The organism is Bradyrhizobium sp. GW821-FHT12B03 (assembly GCF_058807535.1).
In genome coordinates this window covers 58,787-81,035 of record NZ_JBXAQU010000004.1, presented here as the reverse complement: position 1 = coordinate 81,035, position 22,249 = coordinate 58,787, and the positions used below count along the sequence as shown (strand labels likewise).

The window sequence follows — 22,249 nt, the reverse complement described above, 5'->3', positions numbered from 1 at the left end:
AGCGGCGCAATCCGGGATTCTTGTAACAGGCGGCCCCGGACGTCGCTGCGCTCGAGCCGGGCTACAAGAACATCAACGCGCCTCAGCAGCCATCGACAGCCGCACCGGCTCATCGACATATTTCATCACGGCCGATTGGTGGAGCACGAACAGCGGCTGGTAGGTGCGCGCGTCGTCGTCCTCGACCATCGCCATGCGGCGGTTGTCGAGCATCAGCCAGTGGCCGTCGAGCTTTGCCGCGGCAACCGCGTGCTCCTCGCCGGCCCTGACGTCGCGCACCACGACGATGCGGAGGTCCTCGGTGGCAACGCCGGCGAGCCGCAGTGCGGCCAGCTTGGCGATGGCGTAGTCTTCGCAATCGCCGGCGCCGCGCTGGAAGGTCGCAAGCGGCGCGCTCCAGACGTCGTCGGCGCCGTCATCGGCGGCGCGGATGGCGAGGTTGATGGCGCGATTGGTCTCGCCCAGCCGGGCGCGGCCGTCGCGGGTGCGGGCCTGGTCGACGATGGCGAGCAGCTTCAATGCCGCAGGCGATGCGCAATTGTCCCGGTCGCCGTCGCACAGCGCGAGCTGCACCATGTCGTCGTCGAGCCTGGACTTCAGCGCGGACCATTTCTGCTGCAGCCCGCCGGACGAGATGGCAAAGGCGAACACGCCGAATGGCTCGGCGGATTTGCGCACGAGGATACCTGCGCCCGGCGACAGCAGCGTGCCGGCACGAAGCTCTGCGGCGGATCCGAGCAGGATCAATCCGCACAGGACAAGGATTGCGCGCCAGGCGCGCGAGCGAGCAGCGATCTCCATCTGACATCCCCTTCCGGCTTCGCCAGGTCCCCCTCGACCTGGTCGTGCCGGGCTTTGTTGCTTTCGCGGAGATAGTGCGAGATGGGCCGTTTTGTTCTGCTTAACGCGCCCGGCAGGGGTCCCGAAACCGTGGGACAGGCTGAAACGGGCCTGCCCAAATTGCGTAAAATTTTACGAATCGGGAGCTAGGAGGTGCCGGGCTGCCGCGAAATGCAACCATTTGCCCGGAGAAGTTGTGGGGGTGCTGATTCAGTCGCCTATGGCTAACGGCCCGTTATTTCACGGGTTCTGTTAGTTGGATCACAGATTTAGTTCCGTATTTCCCGCAGGATAGCGCGGGGTCCTGCGAAGAAAAGATGACACAAGTATCTGCCGTCTAGTCTGTACGGCAGTTTACTTAGGATGACTGGAAATGTGCGAAAATAAGTCGAATTCAACTTCAATATACTGCTGGGAATACTCCACCTTCTCTCCGAGGGGACTGCTCTTCGGGCGCCTCGATCGTCAAGTGACGCGAAATCACACAAGCAATAGATGGTTTCGCTAAGGACTTGGTAATGCTATGCAAGCTTAGGCGGTCGATACTTACTTAGATTTTAACCCTTTTGCGGTGCCCGATTGAATTACGCTGGCAAATTTGACGCCGCGATTTCCTTGGACGGCCAGGGTTTCCGCTCGCCCGCCGATGTCCATGTCGCTTCTTTTACCGCCAAGCCCTTTATCGCGAAGGGGCAGGGTCACGTGCCTGACGGCGCGTTCGTCGTTCCCGACCCGAACCTGATCTTCAACGGCGATTTCAAGCGCGCCGGCCTCGACCTCGTGCTGTCCCATGAGGGGCACGAGTTCGTCGTTCACGATTATTTTAGGGGCGACAAGCGCGCTGCGATCGCTTCGCCTGACGGCGCGCACCTCACCGGCGACGTCGTCAATGCGCTCACGGGCCATGTGCAATATGCGCAGGCCGCGCCCGGCGCCGCCGCGGCCCAGGTCATCGGCCACGTCACCAAGCTCTCCGGTAGCGCGACCGCGGTCCGCAACGGCGTTTCGGTCATCCTGAACAACGGCGACAATGTCGAGAAGGGCGACGTCGTCTCGACCGGCGCGGATTCCACGCTCGGCATCACCTTCATCGACGGCACCGTGTTCGGCCTGTCCTCCAACGCGCGGATGGTGCTGAACGAGATGGTCTACGACCCCAACGGGTCGAACAACTCCTCGCTGCTCAGCCTGGTCGCGGGCACCATCACTTTCGTCGCCGGCGAGACCGCCAAGCACGGCGACATGAAGGTCGACACGCCGGTCGCCACCATGGGCATCCGCGGCACCGCAGTGCTGACCCAGATCAACTTCGTCGTCCCCGCCGGCGGCGGCGATCCGCAGCCGCAGGCAAGCTTCCAGGTGCTGGTCGAGCCCAACGGCACGACGGGGTCCTACATCCTGTTCGACAAGGTCACGCTGCTGCCGATCGCGACGGTCAACCAGGCCGGCCAGATGATCCAGATCAGCGGCGGCAACGTCTCGATCTCCAATGCGCTGATGTCGCCGGACATTCAGAAGCTGATCACCGACGTGTTCACGCTGAAGTTCACCGACAACAACACCAACACCAAGCTGGCTTCGCACTTCACCGACACGATCACGCAGGGCAGCCAGGACCTGGTGTTCAAGTCGGGATCGGGTGCCGTCGCGATCGCGACCTTCACGAACATCAACCCGCAAGGGACGCAGACGCCCGGCACGTCCACGCCGGCCGCCACCCGTATTCCCGGCCAGCCGCTGGCACAAAGCCTCGATTCCAGCGGCAATGTGAGGACGGCGTTCGCGCTGACCGAGCGCGCGGACAAGACCGGCGACACCGTGGATTCCGATACGGTCATCTTCCGGATCACCTTTGTCGACCAAAACCTGGGCGACCGGCCGACGGTGTCGGTGAATCTCGCTGACGCACCAAACTACGTCTACATGGACGCCAGCCATCACGACGTCACCGGCTCGCTCAGCGCGCTCCAGAAGCAGGACATCGCGGCGACGCAGATCCAGATCGGCGTCGCCGCCGACGCCGGCAACGACAACAACGGTTCGGCGGTCCTGACTTACACGATTCCCGATCACGTCTTCGACTTCCTCGCGGCCGGAGAAACGCTGACGCTGACCTACATGGTCCGCGTCGATACCAATTTCCAGGTGAACCCCGAGACCAAGTTCATCCCGATCACCATCACGATCACCGGCACCAACGACAAGCCGGTGATCAGCACCAGCGTTCCGATCATCACATTCGAAGGCGGCACCAGCGTGCCGGGTGGCCCGCTCACCAGCGACGTTCCGACGTCGGGCACGCTGAATTTCACCGACGTCGATCTCACCGACAAGCATACGGTGTCGGTGGTGCTGACCAGCGCGACCCTGCCTGACGGCAGCACCGCTCCCCCGGGTCCGCTCGTGGCGTTCCAGAGCGCGATGTCGGTCGCGATCGCGGCGGGCGCCGACAGCACCGGGGACGGCACCGGCACCATCAACTGGTCGCTGGCCGACCTGCCGGTCTATCTCGCCGACTTCATCCCGAAGGGCGAGGTGCTGACTCTGGTCTACACCGTGACGCTCACGGATTCGCAAGGCGCCACCTCGCAGCAGACCATCACCGTCACGATCACGGGGACCGACGAACCCGCGGTGGTGTGGATCGCGACCGACAAGCCTGGTGTTCCCTCCGGCGGCTTCTGGAAGGATGCGGCCAACTGGGCAACCGGTACGGTCCCGACCATCAATGACGACGTCATCGTCATCACCGATCAGCTGCACGGCCTGACGCCGTCCTATCCGGTGACGATCGATACGGCCGCCTATGCCAAGTCGATCACGATGAACGATTTCGGCGGCCCGCCGCCGAAACTGATCAACCTGAGCTCGCTGACGATATCAGGCGCGCTCAACATGAGCGCGGACTCGATCCTCACCAACGCCGTGACCGGCACGATGTCGGTCGGCGGCAAGGCCGAGATCTTGGGCACGAGCGTGTTGACCAATGCCGGCCATTTGACTCTCGCCGGCGGTGGCGATTTCGCTGCCGGCGCCACGATCACCAATTCCGGCACGCTCGAGCTGTCGGGCGGCACCCTGAAGATGCTGGCCGACATTGCCAATGCCGGCGGCACGCTGAAGGCCGCTGCCGGCGCGACGCTGATCGTGGACAATGCAGCCATCCATGGTGGCACCGTCACAATTCTGGGCACGCTCGAGCTCGACGGCGCCAGCCTGATCGAGAACGGCACGCTGAACAATTCCGGCACGGTCAATGTCGAGGGCACGGTCGAATTTGCCCATGAGACCGTCGACAACACCTCCACCGGCACGATCAAGGTGCTGGCCAATGGCTGGCTGACCATCGACCAGGGCTCCAGCGTCACCAACGCCGGCCAAATCACCGTCGACGCCGCCGGAAAGCTGACGGTGAACGGCGCGACGATCACCGGTGCCGGCGAGTTGACCGGCAACGGCGAGATCGAGCTGACCGGCAGTGCCGTGCTGAGCGGCGGCGTCCTGGCGAACAATGCGACCTTCGAGGTCAGCGGCACCGGTAACGCGCTGCACGGCGAGACGATCACGAACGCCGCCGCCGGAACGATCGAGGTGCTGACGAACGGCGCGCTGACCATCGACCAGGGCTCGACCGTCGCCAATGCCGGCAACGTCATCGTCGATGCCGGCGGAAAGCTGGCCGTCAATGATGCGTCGATCGGCGGTGCCGGCGAGTTGACCGGCAACGGCGAAATCGACCTGGCCGGCAATGCCGTGCTGAGTGGCGGCATCCTGGACAACAATGCGACGCTCAAGGTCAGCAGCACCGGTAATGCGCTCGAGCACGAGACCGTCACCAATGCCGGCACCATCGAAGTGGCGGCGGGCGGTGCGCTCGCGATCGATCAGGGCGCGACCGTCGACAATTCGATTGGTACCGTCATCGTCGATGCCAATGCCGCACTGACGCTGAACGATGCCACCATCACCGGCGGCGCCATCACGGGTGCCGGCACGATCGACGTTACCGGCAACACCGTGATCGACGGCCATGCCGTGCTGAGCACGAGCGCCGTTACGGTCGAAGCTGGCAAGATACTGACGCTCGATAACGTCACGGTCGACGGCACGACGATCTCGGACAACGGCAGCCTCACGCTGGACGGCACCGTGAAGCTCACGGGTGGCGCGGTGATCAAGGGTGGGTCGAGCGCCTTCGCTCCGACGGGCGCCAGCCCCGCCACCGCACGATACGATTGGGGGCAGCTCGGCACGTCCTACACCGTGCTCGGCAGCCCGCTGCAGGTCGTAGCGACCAACGGCACCGGCGGCACGGTCAGCTCCGCTGGCGGCATCTTCGAGCTCCGCGATCAAGACAATGGCTGGTTGGGTAATTTCACGCCGGGAACCCACCTCCTGTGGGATCGGGGCGCGGGACCCGACATCACGGTCCAATTCGCGGCCCCAGTCTCTTCGGCGGGGGCACAGATCCAAGCCGACTACTACGGCAGCTTCACGGCGGAGATCATCGCTTACGACTTGACCGGCAACGTGATCGGTTCGGTCAGCAAGAACGGCGTGAGCACCAGCAGTGCCGACAATTCGGCGATCTTCATCGAGCTGACCGGCAGCAGCGCCGATATCGCCAAGGTCAAATTTCACCTGACCAGCGTGACATATTCGCTGAACGATTTCGCCATTGGCCCCGTCATATTCGCCGAGGCCGTGGGCGGTGGAAGCGGCCCGATCGTCAACAATGGCACCCTGGAGATATCGGGTCCTGCGACCCTGCTCAACGACGTCGTGACCAATAACGGCACGGTGACCGTCGACGGCGGTCAAACCCTGACGCTGTCGGGTACCGAGATCAGCGGCGGTGCGATCGGTGGCACTGGAACGATCGATGTCACCGGCAATAGCGCGATCGACGGTGGTGCGACGCTGAACACCAGCTTCGTCACGATCGAGAGCGGTGCGACACTGGCGCTCGACGATGCGACTGTTTCCGGCACGTCGATCGCCGATAGCGGTATCTTGAAGGTCAACCTTGGCAAGAAGCTGACGCTGAATGGCGCGAGCGTCACCGGCGGCCAGCTCAACGTGCTCGGTACGCTGGCCTCGTCCGGCGCCAGCACAGTCACCAATGCGTCCATCACCAACAACGGCCTGATCGAGGCGATCGGCGGGCTGCTGACGCTCGCCGCCACGACCTCGGCCGCCATTGCCAATGCCGGCACCATCAGGGCCAACGGCGCCGAGCTCGACATCAACGGCGAGGCCGTCACCAACACCGGCACGCTGGCCGCGATCAACGTCGGCACGCTGAAGCTGATCGGGATGACGGTCGCCAATACCGGCGGCACGGTGTCGGTCGAGTCCGGCTCGACGCTCGACCTCCAGGGCGCGACCATCGACGGCGGCACGGTGACGGTCGCAGGCACGCTGGAGGCGACCGGCACGAGCGCCATCGACAACGCCGGCGTCACCATCGCCAACACCGGCACGATCTCCGTCACCAGCGGCACGCTGACGATCGATCCCGGCACCCTCCACGCCATCACCAATCACGGCCTGATCGAGGCGGTGACCGGCGGCACGCTGAAGCTGACGACCGCCATCGTCACCAACACCGGCGGAACGATCACGGTCGACGCCGCGTCGAAACTCTACCTGACCAACGTTACGATCAACGACGGCAGCCTGACCAACGCCGGCAATCTCTACAGCGTCGGCATCGACACGGTCACAGGCGCTGTCACCAACACCGGCACCATCGAGGTCCAGAGCGGCACGCTGAACCTCGCCGGCGGCCTCACCGGCGTCGGCACTCTGATCATCGACAACGGCGCGACGCTCGAGCTCGGCGGCGCGGACGCGCAGACCGTGACCTTCGCCGGCGGCGCCGATACGCTCCAGCTCGACAACACGAGCCATGGCTTTACCGGTACCATCGCCGGCCAGTCGACGAGCGGCGGGACGTTTACGATCAAGGGCGCCGCCGACATCACCAGCGGAAGCGGCGATGCGCTCGATTTCACCGCGTCGGGCGGCACGCTGGCCACGCCAGCCGACATCGTCCTTGCGCCCGCCGGCGTACTGACCGGCGCGGCCAACGGCATCGTCGTCACCCAGAACGGCACCGGCGACATCTCGCTGACCGCGACGAAGGATATCGTGGGCCAGAACGGCAATGGCATCACGCTGCGCGACAGTGCGACCGGCTCCGGCGATATCACGGTCAACAACCTCACCGGCAAGGCGACCGGCACGGGGGCGAGTTCGATCGGCGTCCTCGTCGAGAACCTGAACGGCGCCAATAGCGGTGACATCTCGATCACCCAGCGCGGCGGCGCCGTGGGCGGCGACTACGGCATCGATGCGCAGACCAGGGGCGGCGGCGACATCACCATCGACGCCGGCGGCACCATCACGGGCAGCTCGATCTACGGCATCCGGTCGCGCAGTTATGGCGCCGGTGACCAGACCGTCACGACCGGGGTCGGCAGCGTCATCACCTCGGGCAGCTCCGGCATCGTCGCCGTCAACCGGGCGATTTCGCTCGGCGCGGCATCCGGCAGCACCATCACCGTCAATGCCTACGGCACGATCAATTCCGGCAGCAGCCTGAACGTGGGTAACAATCTGCCGGGCGGCATCGAGGTCGGCTACACCGGCGCCACGAATGGCGCCGTCGCCAATACCGGTGTCAACGGCTCGGTAGTCGTCAACAACCATGCCAACATCACCGCCGCGGCTGGCTACGGCATTCACGCCTACAATTACGGCAATGGCGACGTCACGGTGAACGACGGCGCCGGCACCACGATTGTCGGTGCCGAGATGGGCATCCTTGCCCAGGCACTGAGCGGCGGCACCGGCGACGTCAACGTCGCGCTGGGTGCCAACGCATCGGTGACGGGCACGTCCGGCTACGGCATTCTCGCCTACAGCATCGACGCGGGCGACATCAGCGTCACCCTGGCGAACGGCGACAGCATCAATTCGGGCAGTTCGGGCATCGTGGCCGTCAACTACGCGATCGCGATCGCCGCCGGCGTGGACAGCACGATTTCGATCGAGGCGCACGGTACGATCCATTCGGGCTCGACGCTGAACAACGATGGCACCACGCCGGGCGCTATCATCGCGGGCTACAAGCCGGGCGGCGTTGCCTCCTTCTCGAACGCAGTCGTGGGCGACGTCATCGTCACCAGCGACGCGACGATCATCGCGGATGCGGGCTATGGCATCGAGGCGTTCACTTACGCTGCCGGCGACGTCACGGTCACGACCGGCGCGACATCCTCGATCACCGCGACCACAGGCATCGCGATCGGCGCCTTCGACCACGGCGGCGGCGACGTCAGCGTCACCAACGGCGGTTCCGCCACCGGCACGGTCGGTCTGGCCGCGCTCGCGACCGGCAGCGGCGACATCACCATCGTCAATGACGGCCACATCACCAGCACGAGCCTGGCCGGCATCAGCGTCACCCAGAACGAGACCGGCGCGACCGGCTCGACGCATATCACCAACACCGGATCGATCGTGGCGCCGAGCGCCCATGCGGCGATCTACATCCAGGAAAATACCACCGGATCGGCGACGATCGACAATTCCGCCACCGGAACGATCGGGTCCGGCACCGTGACGTCGACGACCTATGCGATCGTCGAAACCGGCGGCGCCGTCACGATCAACAATTTCGGTCATATCAACGGCAACATCAACGTTGCCAGCGCGACGTTCAACAACGAAGCGACCGGCATCTGGACCGTCGCCGGCACCAGCGTCTTCGGCAACGTGTCCTCGATCGTCAACGAGGGCGCCATCGATTTGCTCAATGGCGCCTCGGTTTCCGGCTCCGGCCTGAACATCACCAATTCCCACGAGATCGACAGCTGGGGGACGACGTCGATCACCGGCGTCATCGCCAACACCGGCACCATCGAGGTCCACACCGGGACGCTGACGCTGTTCGGCACGCTGTCGGGCTCGGGCTCGGTCACCGTCGATGCCGGCGCGACGCTGAAGCTCGAGGACACGGTCTCGCAAACGATCACGCTGGCCGGCGACGGCGCCAAGCTTCAGATCGACACGTCGACCTTCGGCGGCTCGATCGCGGAGCTGTCCGCGGGCGACAAGATCGACCTGTCGAGCATCGTTTATGACGACGGCACGTCGGCGACCTACAACGCCGTGACCGGCGAGCTCGTGGTGAGCGACGCCCACAGCCATTCGATTACGTTGAAGCTCACCGGCGCCGACTACAGCGACGCCAATTTCGCCGGCAGCAGCGACGGCCATGGCGGCACGCTGATCACGTTCAACGCGGCCGACGATGCGCCGGCGTTCCAGACGGCCGGGGCGACGCTGACCGCAGCCGTGCCCGAGCTTGAAAACACCACCGGCTCCTCCGCGCTCGACCCGGCGTCCGGCGGGACAGGCTCGATCGTCTTCAAGGATTTCGACCTGACCGACCGGCCGATCGCGACCATCACCGGTCAGTTGGTGACCGCGCTCGATCACACCACGGCGATGACGCTGACGTCGGACCAGATCACCGCTCTCCAACACGCCCTGACCCTTCAGCAGGCCGGCAACAACAACGGCACCGTCACCTGGACCTATTCGATTGCCGACAAGGCGCTGGATTTCCTCGGTGCAGGCCAGACCGCACAGATCGTCTCCACCATCACGCTCGACGACGGCCATAAGACCGACACGGCAGAGGTCACCGTCAACATCACCGGCGCCAACGACGCGCCCGCGATTGACGTCGGCGCGATGACCGTCATGCAAGACGGCGGTCTCGTGACCGTCAACGGCCTGTCCGTCACCGACGCCGATGCCACTGACACGTTGACCACCGCTGCTGTGGCCGAGTCCGGGGCTGCTGCGAGCGCCTCGTTGCAATCCGGTGCTTTGGCGGTGACCTACACCGAGGCAAGCAGTGGCGGGCCCGCGGCGGACAAGGTCGCGGTCACCGTGACCGACGGCCACAACGCGAGCGACACGGTCAATTTGATCTTCAACCTGACCGAGGAAGGCACGGTGACGCTCACCGGCACGACCGGCAAGGACGTGTTCTTCGGCACCGGATACCAGGACCAGTTCGTGTTCGCGGCCAACTCGAACCACGACACGATCGTGAACTTCGCCTCCGGCACGGACCATATCGACCTGTCGTTCGTCGGAGCCTCCGACGTTTCCGACTGGATGGCTCACCATGTGGCCGCGTCAGGAACAGACACCCTGATCACGATCGATCCGGCAGACACGATCCTTCTCAAGGGCGTCAGCAGCGTCCAGGCGAGCGACTTCATCCTTCACGTCACCTAGTGAACGGGTCCCGCCCCGAAGGCTGAATTCCGCTCAGCTTTGACCGCGGCAAAAAATCCACAATCCTCCACCGCCAGGGAATAGCCAATTGTGCGCCGGCGCTGCATGATCGGCGCCCAAGGCGTGATGCACGGCAGGAAGTCCAACCCACCATGAAACGTCTCAAGATCCTGCGGCGGTGGTTTGCGTGGAAGTTCGGCTTTGCGCGGCTGATGTGCCTTGCGCTGCTGGTCGTGGCCGCCGGCGCGCGCCTGTGGGATCCGCCGCCGGTCCAGGAATTGCGGCTGCGCACCTTCGACATGTTCCAGCTGATCGACCCGCGCCACAAGACGGCGCGCCCGGTCACCATCGTCGACATCGACGACAAGAGCCTGGCCAAGCTCGGCCAGTGGCCGTGGCCGCGCACGCGGATCGCCGACCTGATCCTCAATCTCACCGCCAACGGCGCGGTCGCGATCGGTTTCGACGTGGTGTTTTCCGAGGCCGACCGGCTCAATCCGGATCTGGTCGCGAGCCAGATGCGCTATCTGGACGATGCCACCCGCGCCAAGCTGCGCGAGCTGCCGACCAACGACCAGATCCTCTCCGAAGCGATCAGGCGCTCGCGCGTGGTGCTGGGCGAGACCGGACAGCGGGCGATCTCGTCCGAGATCGACAAGTCGCTGCCGTTCACCGGCGTTGCCACGGTCGGGGAGGAGGGCGCCGAGCGCTTCCTGTTCGAATTCCCCGGCCTGCTTCGCAACGTGCCCGTGATCGAGAAGGTCGCGGCGGGGCGCGGCCTGTTCTCGATCAAGACCGAGCGTGACGGCCTGATCCGCCGGGTTCCGCTGGTCATGCGCGCGCAGGGCAACATCATGCCCTCGCTCAGCCTCGAGATCCTGCGCGTCGTCACGGGCACGCCGACGCTGCTAATTCGGACCGACAAGACCGGCATCAGGGCCGTGCGCCTCAAGGGTGTGGAGATTCCGACCGACAGGAACGGCCAGCTCTGGGTGCATTACGCGCGTCAGGATCCCTCCATCTACGTCTCCGCGGCCGATGTGCTCGACAACACCGTGCCGCCCGCAAAGATCGCCGGCAAGCTGGTGCTGGTCGGCACCTCCGCGGTCGGGCTGAACGACATCAAGACCACGCCGGTGTCGTCGACCATGCCGGGTGTCGAGATCCATGCCCAGGTGTTGGAGAGCGTCTTGAGCGGTGCGGTGATCTCGCAGCCGAACTACGCGCTCGGCGTCGAGCTGCTGGCCGCGCTCGTCATCGGCCTGCTTGTCATCATTCTGACGCCGAATCTCGGCCCCGTGCGCCTGGTGCTCGCCGGCGCGGCCTTCGCGGCCATCCTGATCGGCGTATCCTGGTTCTTCTATGCGCAGCACCGTTACCTGATCGACTTCACCTATCCGCTGCTGTCGACCACCGCGGTCTATCTGACGCTGATTTTCGCGAGCTTCGTGCGCGAGCAGCGCCAGCGCAAGGAGATCCGCGGCATGTTCGCGCAATATCTGTCGCCGGTCCTGGTCGAGCAGCTCACGCCGGAGAAGCTCGTGCTCGGCGGCGAGGAGCGCGGCATGACGGTGATGTTCTCCGACGTGCGCGGTTTCACGTCGATCTCGGAGAGCTACAAGCACGATCCGCAAGGGCTCATCGCGCTGATGAACCGCTTCCTGACCCCGCTGACCAACGTGATCACCGAGCGGAAGGGCTACGTCGACAAGTACATGGGCGACGCCATCATGGCGTTCTGGAATGCGCCGCTCGACGATGCCGAGCACGAGATCAACGCCTGCGAGGCCGCGATCCAGATGCTCGAGCGGATCGACGCCGTCAACAGGGAGCGCGAGCAGGAGGCCGCCGACGGCGGCCACGTCTACATCCCGCTCAATGTCGGCATCGGCCTCAACACCGGCATCGGCGTGGTCGGCAACATGGGCTCCGATCTGCGCAAGAACTATACGGCGCTCGGCGACTGCGTGAACCTCGCCTCGCGCCTGGAAGGGCAGACCAAGGAGTACGGTTTCCCGATCATCGTCGGCTCCAGCACGGCGCTCGCCGCCAAGGACAAGTTCGCGATCCTCGAGCTCGACTTCATCATGGTCAAGGGCAAGAGCGAGCCGGAGGTGATCTATGCCATCGCCGGCCGTGAGGACGTGATGCATTCCGGCGCCTTCCAGCGCCTGCGCAACATCACCATCGAAATGCTCGGATGTTACCGCAGCCGCGACTGGCAGGGCGCGCTGGACGCGATCGAGCGCGGCCGCAAGAGCGAGGATGCCGATACGCTGGAAAAGCTGTTCAAGCTTTACGAAGCCCGCATCAGGGACTTCCAGCTCAATCCGCCGGCGGAAGACTGGAACGGGGCCTATGCGCTGCTGACGAAGTAGTGTGGCGGGTGAGGGGGCTCCGCGCGAGCCTTATACAAGGCGTCGTCCCGGCGTAGGCCGGGACCCATACCCCCAAGGGAGAGGTTGTTGCGTGAGATCGGAGTTGGCAATCTTCGCCAAACCCGATCCTGTGGTTATGGGTCCCGGCCTGCGCCGGGACGACAGCGGTGTTCGACGCCGCAGGCCGCCTCACTCCACCCCGATCGTGGTCAGGTCCTGGAACCAGTGCTGGGCCTGCACGAACTGCTTGATCTTCGGCGACAGCGCATGCGGGTTGGTGTCGTGGACGACCCAGACCAGCGCGGCATCGTCCACGATCAGTGCGTGCGCCTGGGCCAGCAGCGCGTCCTGCTTGGCGGCATCGAAGGTCTGCTTGGCCTCGTCGATCAGCGCGTCGACCTTCGGGTTCTTGTAGCCGCCCCAGTTGACGCCGACCGGCGCGATCTGGCCGGAGTGGAAGAAGCGCACGATGGCGTAGAGCGGATCCGAGGTGACATAGGCGATGTTGTTGGCGGTGATGCCGGCGTTCATCTCGTCGGCCGCGCCCTTGCGCCAATGCGTGTAGAGCGTCTCGAGCTCGACCACCTTGAAGTCGATGTCGATGCCGATCTCCTTGAAGCTCTGCTGCAGGAATTCGTTCATCGGCAGCGACAGCATCTGCCCGGTGCCGCCCTGGGCGATGATGAAGGTGGTCTTCAGCGGCTTCGCTTTGGAGTAGCCGGCTTCCTCCACCAGCTTCTTCGCGGCAGCCAGATCATATTTCAGCTCGAAGGTCGGCTTGCCGAACCAGGGGCTCGACGGGTCGACCTGGCCCTTGGCGGGCTTTGCGAGCCCGTTCATCAGGCCCACCACCGCCTCGCGATCGATCGCGAGGTTCAGCGCCTTGCGCAGGCGGATGTCGGTCCAGGGCGAGCCCGGCAGCACGCTGAGATGATAATTCCAGACATGCGGCGTGACGTTGTCGACGAGCTTCATGCCGGCCGCCTTGAGCTGCGGCACGGCGTCCGGCGCCGGCGTCTCGATCAGGTCGACTTGGCCCGCGAGCAACGCGTTGGTGCGCGTCAGCGCCTCCGGCATCGGCACCAGCACCAGCTTGTCGACCTTGGGAATGCGCTTCTTGTTCCAGTAGTCCGGATTCTTGCTGAGCTCCGCGAGCTCGCGCGGCACCAGCTTCGTCAATTTGAACGGGCCGGTGCCGGAGGGCTGGCTGGCGAACTTGTCCCAGTCCTTGCCGAGCTTTTCATACTGTGCGGGGCTCGAGACCAGGAACCACAGCATCTGATAGGGGAAGAAGGAATCGACCGTCTTGGTGGTGATCTCCACGGTGGAATCGTCGATCTTGGCGTAGCTTGCGACCGACGGCAGGCGGGTCTTCACCTGCGCGCTCTGGCGCTTGTCGAATTGCGGCGCCTTGTCGTTGAGCACCTTGTCGAGATTCCAGATTACCGCGTCGGCGTTGAACTCGCTGCCGTCGTGAAACTTCACGCCCTTGCGCAAGGTGAAGCGCCATTTGGTCTTGTCGGTGTCGTCCACTTTCCATTCGGTCGCGAGGCCCGGCACCAGCTTGCCCGGGCGATCGGCGACGTCCATCTCCCAGGCGACCAGCGGATCGTAGATCGTGTAGGCCGTGAACTGATAGGCGCCGGCGCCGCGATCGGGCTGGCCGGTCGTCAGCGGAATATCCGCCATCGAGATGCCGTAGCGCACCACCGTTTCGGCGCGCGCCGAGATTGCGGAAACTGCCAGCGCAAGCACGGCAAGACAGGTCGACAGACGAATACGCATGGCCCAAAGCTCCCAGGAGATTTCGAGGCCAAACTTGCAATCTTGATGCCAGAATAGGCAGCACGACGACTTTGCCTTGGTGTGATCACAAGGACTTGTCGCCGCAGGGGCAATTTGCGGAAAAAGTTTCTCCTTGGCATAGCCATTGCATACGATTGCATCAAAATTAATCATCGAAAGCCGGAAAAGGACTGAGGCGATGCTTATCAAGAACAACAAGACCCGCGCGGCGCTGATTGCGCTCTTGGCGCTCGGCAGCGCGGCCGCATGGCCACGTGTCGCGAGTGCAGAGACCGTGCTGCGCATCGGCATGACTGCTGCCGATATTCCGCGCACGCTGGGCCAGCCCGATCAGGGCTTTGAAGGCAACCGCTTCACCGGCCTTACCATGTACGATGCGCTGACCGGCTGGGACCTGTCCTCCGCCGACAAGCCGAGCGTGGTGATCCCCGGCCTTGCCACCGAATGGAAGGTCGACGATGCCGACAAGACCAAGTGGACCTTCAAGCTGCGCCCCGGCGTCACCTTCCATGACGGCTCGCCGTTCAATGCCGATGCCGTGGTGTGGAACGTCGACAAGGTCTTGAAGCAGGACGCGCCGCAATTCGACGCCAGCCAGGTCGGCGTCACCGCCTCGCGCATGCCGACGCTGGCGTCCGCGAAGAAGATCGACGACATGACGGTCGAGCTCACCACCAAGGAGCCCGACAGCTTCCTGCCGATCAACCTCACCAATTTGTTCATGGCGAGCCCGGCGAAGTGGCAGCATTTCTATGACAAGGCCGAAGGCGCCGACGCCAAGGCGAAGTCGCAGGCCGCATGGACCGCGTTTGCCAAGGACGCTGCGGGCACCGGTCCGTGGAAGATGGCAAGCTTCACCCCGCGCGAACGGCTCGAGCTGGTGAAGAACGCGAGCTACTGGAACAAGGATCGCGTGCCCAAGGTCGACAAGATGGTGCTGTTGCCGATGCCGGAAGCCAACGCGCGCACCGCGGCGCTGCTCTCCGGGCAGGTCGATTGGGTCGAGGCGCCGGCGCCGGATGCGCTGCCCGAGCTGAAGCAGCGCGGCTTCAAGCTCTACGCCAACGAGCAGCCGCATGTCTGGCCGTGGCAATTCTCGCGTGTCGAGGGCTCGCCCTGGAACGACATCCGCGTCCGCAAGGCGGCCAATCTCTGCGTCGACCGCGAGGGCCTCAAGGACGGCCTGCTCGCCGGCCTGATGGTGCCCGCGACCGGCACCTTCGAGCCCGGCCATCCCTGGCGCGGCAAGCCGAGCTTCGAGATCAAGTACGACAAGGCGGCCGCGCAAAAGCTGATGCAGGAGGCCGGCTTCGGTCCAGCCAAGAAGCTGACGGTGAAGATCCAGACCTCTGCGTCGGGCTCGGGCCAGATGCAGCCGCTGCCGATGAACGAATATCTCCAGCAGGCGCTCGCCGAATGTTATTTCGACGTAAAGCTTGACGTCATCGAGTGGAATACGCTGTTCACCAACTGGCGCCGCGGCGCCAAGGACCCCAGCGCCAACGGCGCGAACGCGACCAACGTCACCTATGCGGCGATGGACCCGTTCTTCGCGCTGGTGCGCTTCCTGCAATCGAGCATGGCGCCGCCGGTCTCGAACAATTGGGGTTTCATCAACGATCCCAAGTTCGACGAGCTGGTGAAGAAGGCGCGGCAGACCTTCGATCCCGCCGCGCGTGACGCTGCGCTCGCCGAGCTGCACGCGGCCTCGGTCGACGACGCCGCCTTCCTCTACGTCGCCCACGACGTCGGCCCCCGCGCCATGAGCCCGAAGGTGACCGGCGTCGTGCAGCCGAAAAGCTGGTTCATCGACTTCTCGCCGGTGTCGATGCAGTAGTTCGCTCGCGCGACACGCTCAGTGCACCCTCTCCCCTTGTGGGAGAGGGTGGCTTCGCGAAGCGGAGCCGGGTGAGGGGTCTCTCTCCGCGAATGCGGGCCCCTCGACCGACGCAATGTTGTCCGCGGATAGAACCCCTCATCCGGCGCTTGCGCGCCACCTTCTCCCACAAGGGGAGAAGGGAAGAAAGAATCCGACGTGCTCGCCTATATCGCCAGACGCATCGTCTATGTCGTCCCGATCGTCATCAGCGTGGCGCTGGTGTGCTTTCTGCTCGTGCACATCACGCCGGGCGATCCGCTCGTCGCGGTGCTCCCGGCCGACGCCTCGCAGGAGCTCGCCGCGCAGCTTCGCGCCGCCTACGGCTTCGACCGCCCGCTGCCGGTGCAGTTCGGGCTTTGGCTGCTGCGTGCCCTTCATGGCGATCTCGGCAATTCCATCGCGACCGGGCGCCCGGTGCTCGCGGAAGTCATGCGCGCGGTCGGCAACACCGTCACGCTGGCGATTGCGGCCGCCATCATCGGCTTCACCATGGGCATCCTGCTCGGCCTGATCGCGGGTTATTTCCGCGAGACCTGGATCGACAAGGTCGCGACCTCCTTCGCCATCGCCGGCGTCTCCGTGCCGCATTACTGGCTCGGCATGGTCCTGGTCATCATCTTCTCGGTGCAGCTGAACTGGCTGCCTGCGGTTGGCGCAGGTCCCGGCGGCTCCGGCGCCTGGGCCTGGGACTGGGCGCATCTGCAATATCTGGTGCTGCCGGCGATCACGACCTCGGTGATCCCGATGGGCATCGTCACCCGTACCGTGCGCGCGCTCACCGGCGACATCCTCAGCCAGGATTTCGTCGAGGCATTGCGCGCCAAAGGCCTGCACGAGACGGGCGTATTCCGTCACGTCATCAAGAACGCCGCGCCCACCGCGCTCGCGGTGATGGGACTTCAGCTCGGCTACATGCTCGGCGGCTCGATCCTGATCGAGACCGTGTTCTCCTGGCCGGGCTCGGGATTCCTGCTCAATTCGGCGATCTTCCAGCGCGACCTGCCGCTGCTTCAGGGCACGATCCTGATCCTGGCGCTGTTCTTCGTCTTCCTCAACCTGCTGGTCGACATCGCGCAAGCCGCGATCGACCCGCGCATCAAGCGGGGCTAGGGGGATGATTTGCCACACATTCAGTGTCGTCCCGGCGCAGGCCGGGACCCATAACCCCAATAGCCAGTTGTCGGACGCGATGGTTACTACGGGTCTTCGCCAAACCACCTCTCGTGGTTATGGGTCCCGGCCTGCGCCGGGACGACGCCGGAAATTGTTGCCATGACCGAGGTCCCCCTCTCCGCCACCAGCGATGCCGCGCTCCAGGCCGCGCCGGCCACCAAGGCGCGCGGCTATTGGGCGACCGTCGGCCGCCGCATCATGCGCGACAAGGTCAGCATGGCCTGCGCACTGGTGCTGCTGCTGATCTTCCTCTCCGCGATCCTTGCACCATGGCTTGGGCTTGAGGATCCCTACAAGGGCTCGATGATCCGCCGCCTGCGCCACATCGGCACGGCAGGCTATCCGCTCGGCACCGACGAGCTCGGCCGCGACATGCTGGCACGCTTGATCTATGGCGGGCGGCTGTCGCTGGTCATCGGCATCCTACCTGTCATCCTGGCCTTCTGCATTGGCACCTCGCTCGGCCTGATCGCCGGCTATGTCGGAGGCAAGCTCAATACCGCGATCATGCGCACGATCGACGTGTTCTACGCTTTCCCCTCCGTGCTGCTGGCGATCGCGATCTCCGGCGCGCTCGGGGCCGGCATTCTCAACTCCATCGTGTCGTTGACCGTCGTGTTCGTGCCGCAGATCACCCGCGTCGCCGAAAGCGTCACGACCGGTGTGCGCAACATGGACTTTGTCGAGGCCGCGCGCGCCTCCGGCGCGGGGCCCTTCACCATCATGCGGGTGCACATCCTCGGCAACGTGCTGGGCGCGATCTTCGTCTATGCCACCAGCCTGATCTCGGTCTCGATGATCCTGGCCGCCGGCCTCTCCTTCCTCGGCCTCGGCACCAAACCGCCGGAGCCGGAATGGGGCCTGATGCTGAACACGCTGCGCACCGCGATCTACGTCAACCCGTGGGTTGCCGCGCTCCCCGGCGCGATGATCTTCGCAGTCTCGATCTGTTTCAATCTGCTCTCGGACGGCCTGCGCAGCGCCATGGACATCAGGAACTGAGATGATGATGCACATGCACACTGGCGCGGCACAGAAGGTCGTCATGCCCGGGCCTGTCCCGGGCATCCACGTTCTTTGTATCGCGTGGCAAGGCGTGGATGGCCGGGACAAGCCCGGCCATGACGGTGAAGGACGGAGGCCATGAGCGAGAGCAAGACTTCCGTCGCCATGCTGGAGCCGATCGAAGACCTTGGCGGGGCCGCGCAGCCGCTGCTCCAGGTCAACGGCCTGACCAAGCACTTCCCGGTTCGCGGCGGATTGTTCGCCGCGAAACGCACCGTGCGCGCGGTGGACAACGTCTCCTTCTCCGTCGCCAAGGGCGAGACCGTCGGCATCGTCGGCGAGTCCGGCTGCGGCAAGTCGACCACCGCGCGCCTCCTGATGCATCTGATGCCGCGCGATGACGGCGACATCATCTATGACGGCATGGCCGTCGGGCAATCGCTCTCGCTGCGCGAGCTGCGCCGTGGCATGCAGATGGTGTTCCAGGATTCCTACGCCTCGCTCAATCCGCGCCTGACCATCGAGGAATCGATCGCGTTCGGCCCGAAGGTCCACGGCATGGCGGACGGCACGGCGCGCGCGCTCGCGCGCGAGCTGCTCGGCAAGGTCGGCTTGCGCCCCGAAAACTTCGCCAACCGCTATCCGCACGAGATTTCCGGCGGCCAGCGCCAGCGCGTCAACATCGCGCGCGCGCTCGCGCTCTCGCCGCGGCTGGTGATTTTGGACGAAGCCGTCTCCGCGCTCGACAAATCCGTCGAGGCGCAGGTGCTCAACCTGCTCGCCGATCTCAAGCGCGAGTTCGGCCTGACCTATCTCTTCATCAGCCACGACCTCAATGTCGTCCGCTACATCAGCGATCGCGTGCTGGTGATGTATCTCGGCGAGGTCGTCGAGCTTGGTCCGGTCGACCAGGTCTGGGATAGCCCTGCGCATCCCTATACGCGCGCGCTGCTTGCCGCGATGCCGTCCTCCGATCCCGATCGCCGCACCGAAAAGCCGCCGATCACGGGCGATCCGCCCAATCCGATCGATCCTCCCCCCGGCTGCCGCTTCCACACCCGCTGCGCGTTTGCGGAGCCGCTCTGCGCAAATGCCGCACCAAAGCTCACGGCCGTCGATACAATGGGTCACGAGGCCGCGTGCTACATGGCAATTCCGGGTTCAGGCCATAGCCGTGCGCCGGAAAAGGAAATCGCATGACGAGACCGACACCAAAAGAGATCAAGCCCATCGCGCAAGTTGCCGGCGTTCCCGTCGACGACGAGATTGCGACGCGTATCTCCAGCTCCATCGGGCCGGCCTTCGAAGGCTTTGCGGCCATCGCCGGCACGCTGCCGTTCGATCTCGAGCCCGCTTCCTACGTGATCGCGCAGACGCAGAAGGTGTCGAAATGAGCACCGAACCTGCCTTGATGACGCTCACCGAGGTCGCGCGTGCGATCGCGATGAAGCAGCTGTCCTCGCATGAGGTGACGCGCGCGCTGCTGCACCGCATCGCGCAGTGGCAGCCGCATCTCAACGCCTTCATGTCGATCGAAGCGGAGGCGGCGCTGAAAGCAGCCGAGGCGGCCGATGCCGAGCTCGCCAAGGGCGAAGTGCGCGGGCCGCTGCATGGCGTGCCGCTCGCGCACAAGGACATGTATTACGACGCCGGCAAGATCGCGACCTGCGGCTCGCTGATCCGCCGCGATTTCGTCGCGACGACGACCTCCACCGCCTTGCAGCGGCTGAAGGATGCCGGCCAGGTCCGGCTCGGCACGCTGCACCTCGCCGAGTTTGCCTACGGCCCGACCGGCCACAACGCCCATTACGGCCCGGTGCGCAATCCCTGGAACGTCGCGCACATCACCGGCGGCTCGTCCTCGGGCTCCGGCTCGGCGGTCGCCGCGCGGCTGACCTATGCGGCGCTCGGCTCGGACACCGGCGGCTCGATCCGCATGCCCGCGCATTTCTGCGGCGTCACCGGGCTCAAGACCACCTGGAGCCGCGTCAGCCGCGCCGGCGCGATGCCGCTGTCGCAATCGCTCGACACGGTCGGCCCGCTCGCGCGGACGGCCGAGGATTGTGCGCTGCTGCTCGCCTTGATGGCGGGTCCGGATCCGGAAGATCCGACCGCGAGCCACGAGCCGCTGTCGGACTACGTCGCCGCGACCAAGGGCTCACTGAAGGGCCTCAAGATTGGCGTGCCCGCGTCCTTCTATGTCGACGACCTCGACAGCGAGGTTGCGCGCGTGCTGGACGAGACCATCGCGGTGCTCAAGCGCGAGGGCGCCGACATCGTCAAGGTCGAGCTGCCGGACCAGCGGCAATTGCAGGCGGCAAGCCAGCTCGTGCTTGCCGCCGAAGCCGCCGCCTTTCACAAGCGCTGGATGATCGAGCGTTCGCAGGATTACGGCGCGCAGACATTGATGCGCCTCCAGAACGGTCTGGCCGTTCCCGCCATCACCTATCTCGAAGCGATGCGCTGGCGTGGTCCGGCCCTCGCCGCGCACAACGCCGCGACTGCGGGCGTCGACGTGATCATCGCTCCGGCCTCGCCGGTGCCGGCGCCGACCATCGAGGAGAGCGATGTCGGCGGCGGGCCGAACGCGCCGGCCATGGTGCAGCGCCTGACGCTGTTCACCCGCCCGGTGAATTTCCTCGGCCTGCCGTCGCTGACCGTGCCGTCCGGATTCACCAAGAGCGGCCTGCCTGTCGGCATGCAGCTGATCGGCCGCTCCTTCGATGAAGCGACCCTGCTCACCATCGGCGCCGCCTTCCAGCGCGTCACCGACTACCACGACCGGGTACCCAAACTGCCGTCATGACAAAGCTCGTCGACATCTCAGGCCTCAACATCCGCTTCACCGGCGAGCGCACGGTCTATGCCGTGAACGATCTCAGTCTCTCGCTCGGCGACGGTGAGGTGCTGGGCCTGCTCGGCGAATCCGGTTCGGGCAAGAGCGTGACCCTGCGCGCGCTGATGCGGCTGCTGCCGAAGAAGCGCACGCAGATCACCGGCAAGGTCAATGTGATGGGCCAGGACGTGCTCGCCATGAACGACGAGCAGCTGTCCTCGTTTCGCGGCCAGACCGTCTCGATGATCTTTCAGGAGCCCGCGCTGGCGCTCGATCCGGTCTACACCATCGGCGCTCAGATCGCCGAAAGCGTGGTGCGTCACGAAGGCAAGTCTTATGCGGAAGGCAGGGCGAGGGCGTTGGAGATGCTCGAGGTCGTGCGCATCCCCTCGGCCAGGCGTCGGCTCGATGCCTATCCGCACGAGATGTCCGGCGGCATGCGCCAGCGCGCGATGATCGCGCTGGCGCTCGCCTGCCGGCCCAAGATACTGCTCGCTGACGAGCCGACCACCGCGCTCGATGCCACCGTACAGATCCAGATATTGTTGCTCTTGCGAGAACTCCAGCGCGAGTTCGGCATGTCCGTGATCTTCGTCACCCACGACATCGGCGTCGCCATCGAGATCTGCGACCGCGTCGCGGTAATGTATGCTGGCCAGATCGTGGAGCAGGGGACGCTTCGCGACATCGTTCGCACCCCCGTGCACCCCTACGCCAAGGGCCTGCTCGCCTCCACCATCCACGGCGCCAAACGCGGGCAGCGGCTCGAAACCATCCCCGGCACCCCGCCGTCCTTGGCCGAAAAGCCGAGCAATTGCTCCTTCGCCCCGCGTTGTGCTGTGGCCCAGCCGCGCTGTGTCGAGCAACTGCCCGCGAATGTGGAGGTGGGACCGGGCCGGGCGGCGCGGTGCGTGCTTGCGGAGCCTGAGGTCGCGTCGTAGGCCGGCGCGCTCCTCAATTCAAAAATCCGCTGCGGCAGGATGGGGTTATCGGCATTCACCGGCATTCTTT

General features: G+C 65.0%; 11 protein-coding genes. 9 read left to right on the top strand and 2 right to left on the bottom strand.

Annotated features, from left to right (window positions below):
• Positions 1-72: 72 nt before the first annotated feature.
• Complete coding sequence (locus AC1RUR_RS09940; RefSeq protein WP_492843309.1) at positions 73-801, bottom strand: transglutaminase-like cysteine peptidase; 729 nt, start codon at positions 799-801, stop codon at positions 73-75.
• A gap of 741 nt (positions 802-1,542) precedes the next feature.
• Here AC1RUR_RS09940 and AC1RUR_RS09935 point away from each other — a divergent pair.
• Both AC1RUR_RS09935 and AC1RUR_RS09930 read left to right on the top strand, forming a co-directional pair.
• Positions 1,543-10,161: a FecR domain-containing protein gene (locus AC1RUR_RS09935; protein WP_492843307.1), complete on the top strand. Its 8,619-nt coding sequence runs from the start codon at positions 1,543-1,545 to the stop codon at positions 10,159-10,161.
• Between the two features lie 152 nt (positions 10,162-10,313).
• Positions 10,314-12,539 carry a CHASE2 domain-containing protein gene (locus AC1RUR_RS09930; protein ID WP_492843305.1) on the top strand — a complete coding sequence of 742 codons (2,226 nt, stop codon included), beginning with the start codon at positions 10,314-10,316 and terminating at the stop codon, positions 12,537-12,539.
• Between the two features lie 189 nt (positions 12,540-12,728).
• On the opposite strand, the gene AC1RUR_RS09925 is transcribed toward AC1RUR_RS09930, so the two are convergent.
• Positions 12,729-14,324 carry an ABC transporter substrate-binding protein gene (locus AC1RUR_RS09925; protein ID WP_492843303.1) on the bottom strand — a complete coding sequence of 532 codons (1,596 nt, stop codon included), beginning with the start codon at positions 14,322-14,324 and terminating at the stop codon, positions 12,729-12,731.
• Between the two features lie 199 nt (positions 14,325-14,523).
• Between AC1RUR_RS09925 and AC1RUR_RS09920 the strand changes: the two genes are divergently transcribed.
• From AC1RUR_RS09920 to AC1RUR_RS09890, 7 genes are all read left to right on the top strand, one after another.
• Positions 14,524-16,182: an ABC transporter substrate-binding protein gene (locus AC1RUR_RS09920; protein WP_492843301.1), complete on the top strand. Its 1,659-nt coding sequence runs from the start codon at positions 14,524-14,526 to the stop codon at positions 16,180-16,182.
• Positions 16,183-16,380: 198 nt separating this feature from the next.
• The gene (locus AC1RUR_RS09915; protein ID WP_492843299.1) at positions 16,381-17,334 is read left to right on the top strand and encodes an ABC transporter permease; all 954 of its coding nucleotides are present in this window, start codon (positions 16,381-16,383) and stop codon (positions 17,332-17,334) included.
• Between the two features lie 162 nt (positions 17,335-17,496).
• A complete protein-coding gene (locus tag AC1RUR_RS09910) occupies positions 17,497-18,399 on the top strand; it encodes an ABC transporter permease (protein ID WP_492843297.1) in 903 nt (300 codons plus the stop codon).
• 141 nt (positions 18,400-18,540) lie between these two features.
• Positions 18,541-19,602, top strand: a complete 1,062-nt coding sequence (locus AC1RUR_RS09905; protein ID WP_492843295.1) for an ABC transporter ATP-binding protein — start codon at positions 18,541-18,543, stop codon at positions 19,600-19,602.
• Positions 19,599-19,796, top strand: coding sequence for a hypothetical protein (locus AC1RUR_RS09900; protein WP_492843293.1), 198 nt, complete (start codon positions 19,599-19,601; stop codon positions 19,794-19,796). The genes AC1RUR_RS09905 and AC1RUR_RS09900 overlap by 4 nt, the downstream gene beginning before the upstream one ends.
• A complete protein-coding gene (locus AC1RUR_RS09895) occupies positions 19,793-21,208 on the top strand; it encodes an amidase (RefSeq protein WP_492843291.1) in 1,416 nt (471 codons plus the stop codon). The genes AC1RUR_RS09900 and AC1RUR_RS09895 overlap by 4 nt, the downstream gene beginning before the upstream one ends.
• A complete protein-coding gene (locus tag AC1RUR_RS09890) occupies positions 21,205-22,179 on the top strand; it encodes an ABC transporter ATP-binding protein (RefSeq protein WP_492843289.1) in 975 nt (324 codons plus the stop codon). The genes AC1RUR_RS09895 and AC1RUR_RS09890 overlap by 4 nt, the downstream gene beginning before the upstream one ends.
• Positions 22,180-22,249 lie beyond the last annotated feature (70 nt).

Coding starts and splice junctions, on each gene's coding strand:
- AC1RUR_RS09895 (WP_492843291.1), top strand. CDS start 19,793: ATGAGCACCGAACCTGCCTTGATGACGCTCACCGAGGTCGCGCGTGCG.
- AC1RUR_RS09890 (WP_492843289.1), top strand. CDS start 21,205: ATGACAAAGCTCGTCGACATCTCAGGCCTCAACATCCGCTTCACCGGC.
- AC1RUR_RS09920 (WP_492843301.1), top strand. CDS start 14,524: ATGCTTATCAAGAACAACAAGACCCGCGCGGCGCTGATTGCGCTCTTG.
- AC1RUR_RS09910 (WP_492843297.1), top strand. CDS start 17,497: ATGACCGAGGTCCCCCTCTCCGCCACCAGCGATGCCGCGCTCCAGGCC.
- AC1RUR_RS09905 (WP_492843295.1), top strand. CDS start 18,541: ATGAGCGAGAGCAAGACTTCCGTCGCCATGCTGGAGCCGATCGAAGAC.
- AC1RUR_RS09930 (WP_492843305.1), top strand. CDS start 10,314: ATGAAACGTCTCAAGATCCTGCGGCGGTGGTTTGCGTGGAAGTTCGGC.
- AC1RUR_RS09925 (WP_492843303.1), bottom strand. CDS start 14,324: ATGCGTATTCGTCTGTCGACCTGTCTTGCCGTGCTTGCGCTGGCAGTT.
- AC1RUR_RS09900 (WP_492843293.1), top strand. CDS start 19,599: ATGACGAGACCGACACCAAAAGAGATCAAGCCCATCGCGCAAGTTGCC.
- AC1RUR_RS09940 (WP_492843309.1), bottom strand. CDS start 801: ATGGAGATCGCTGCTCGCTCGCGCGCCTGGCGCGCAATCCTTGTCCTG.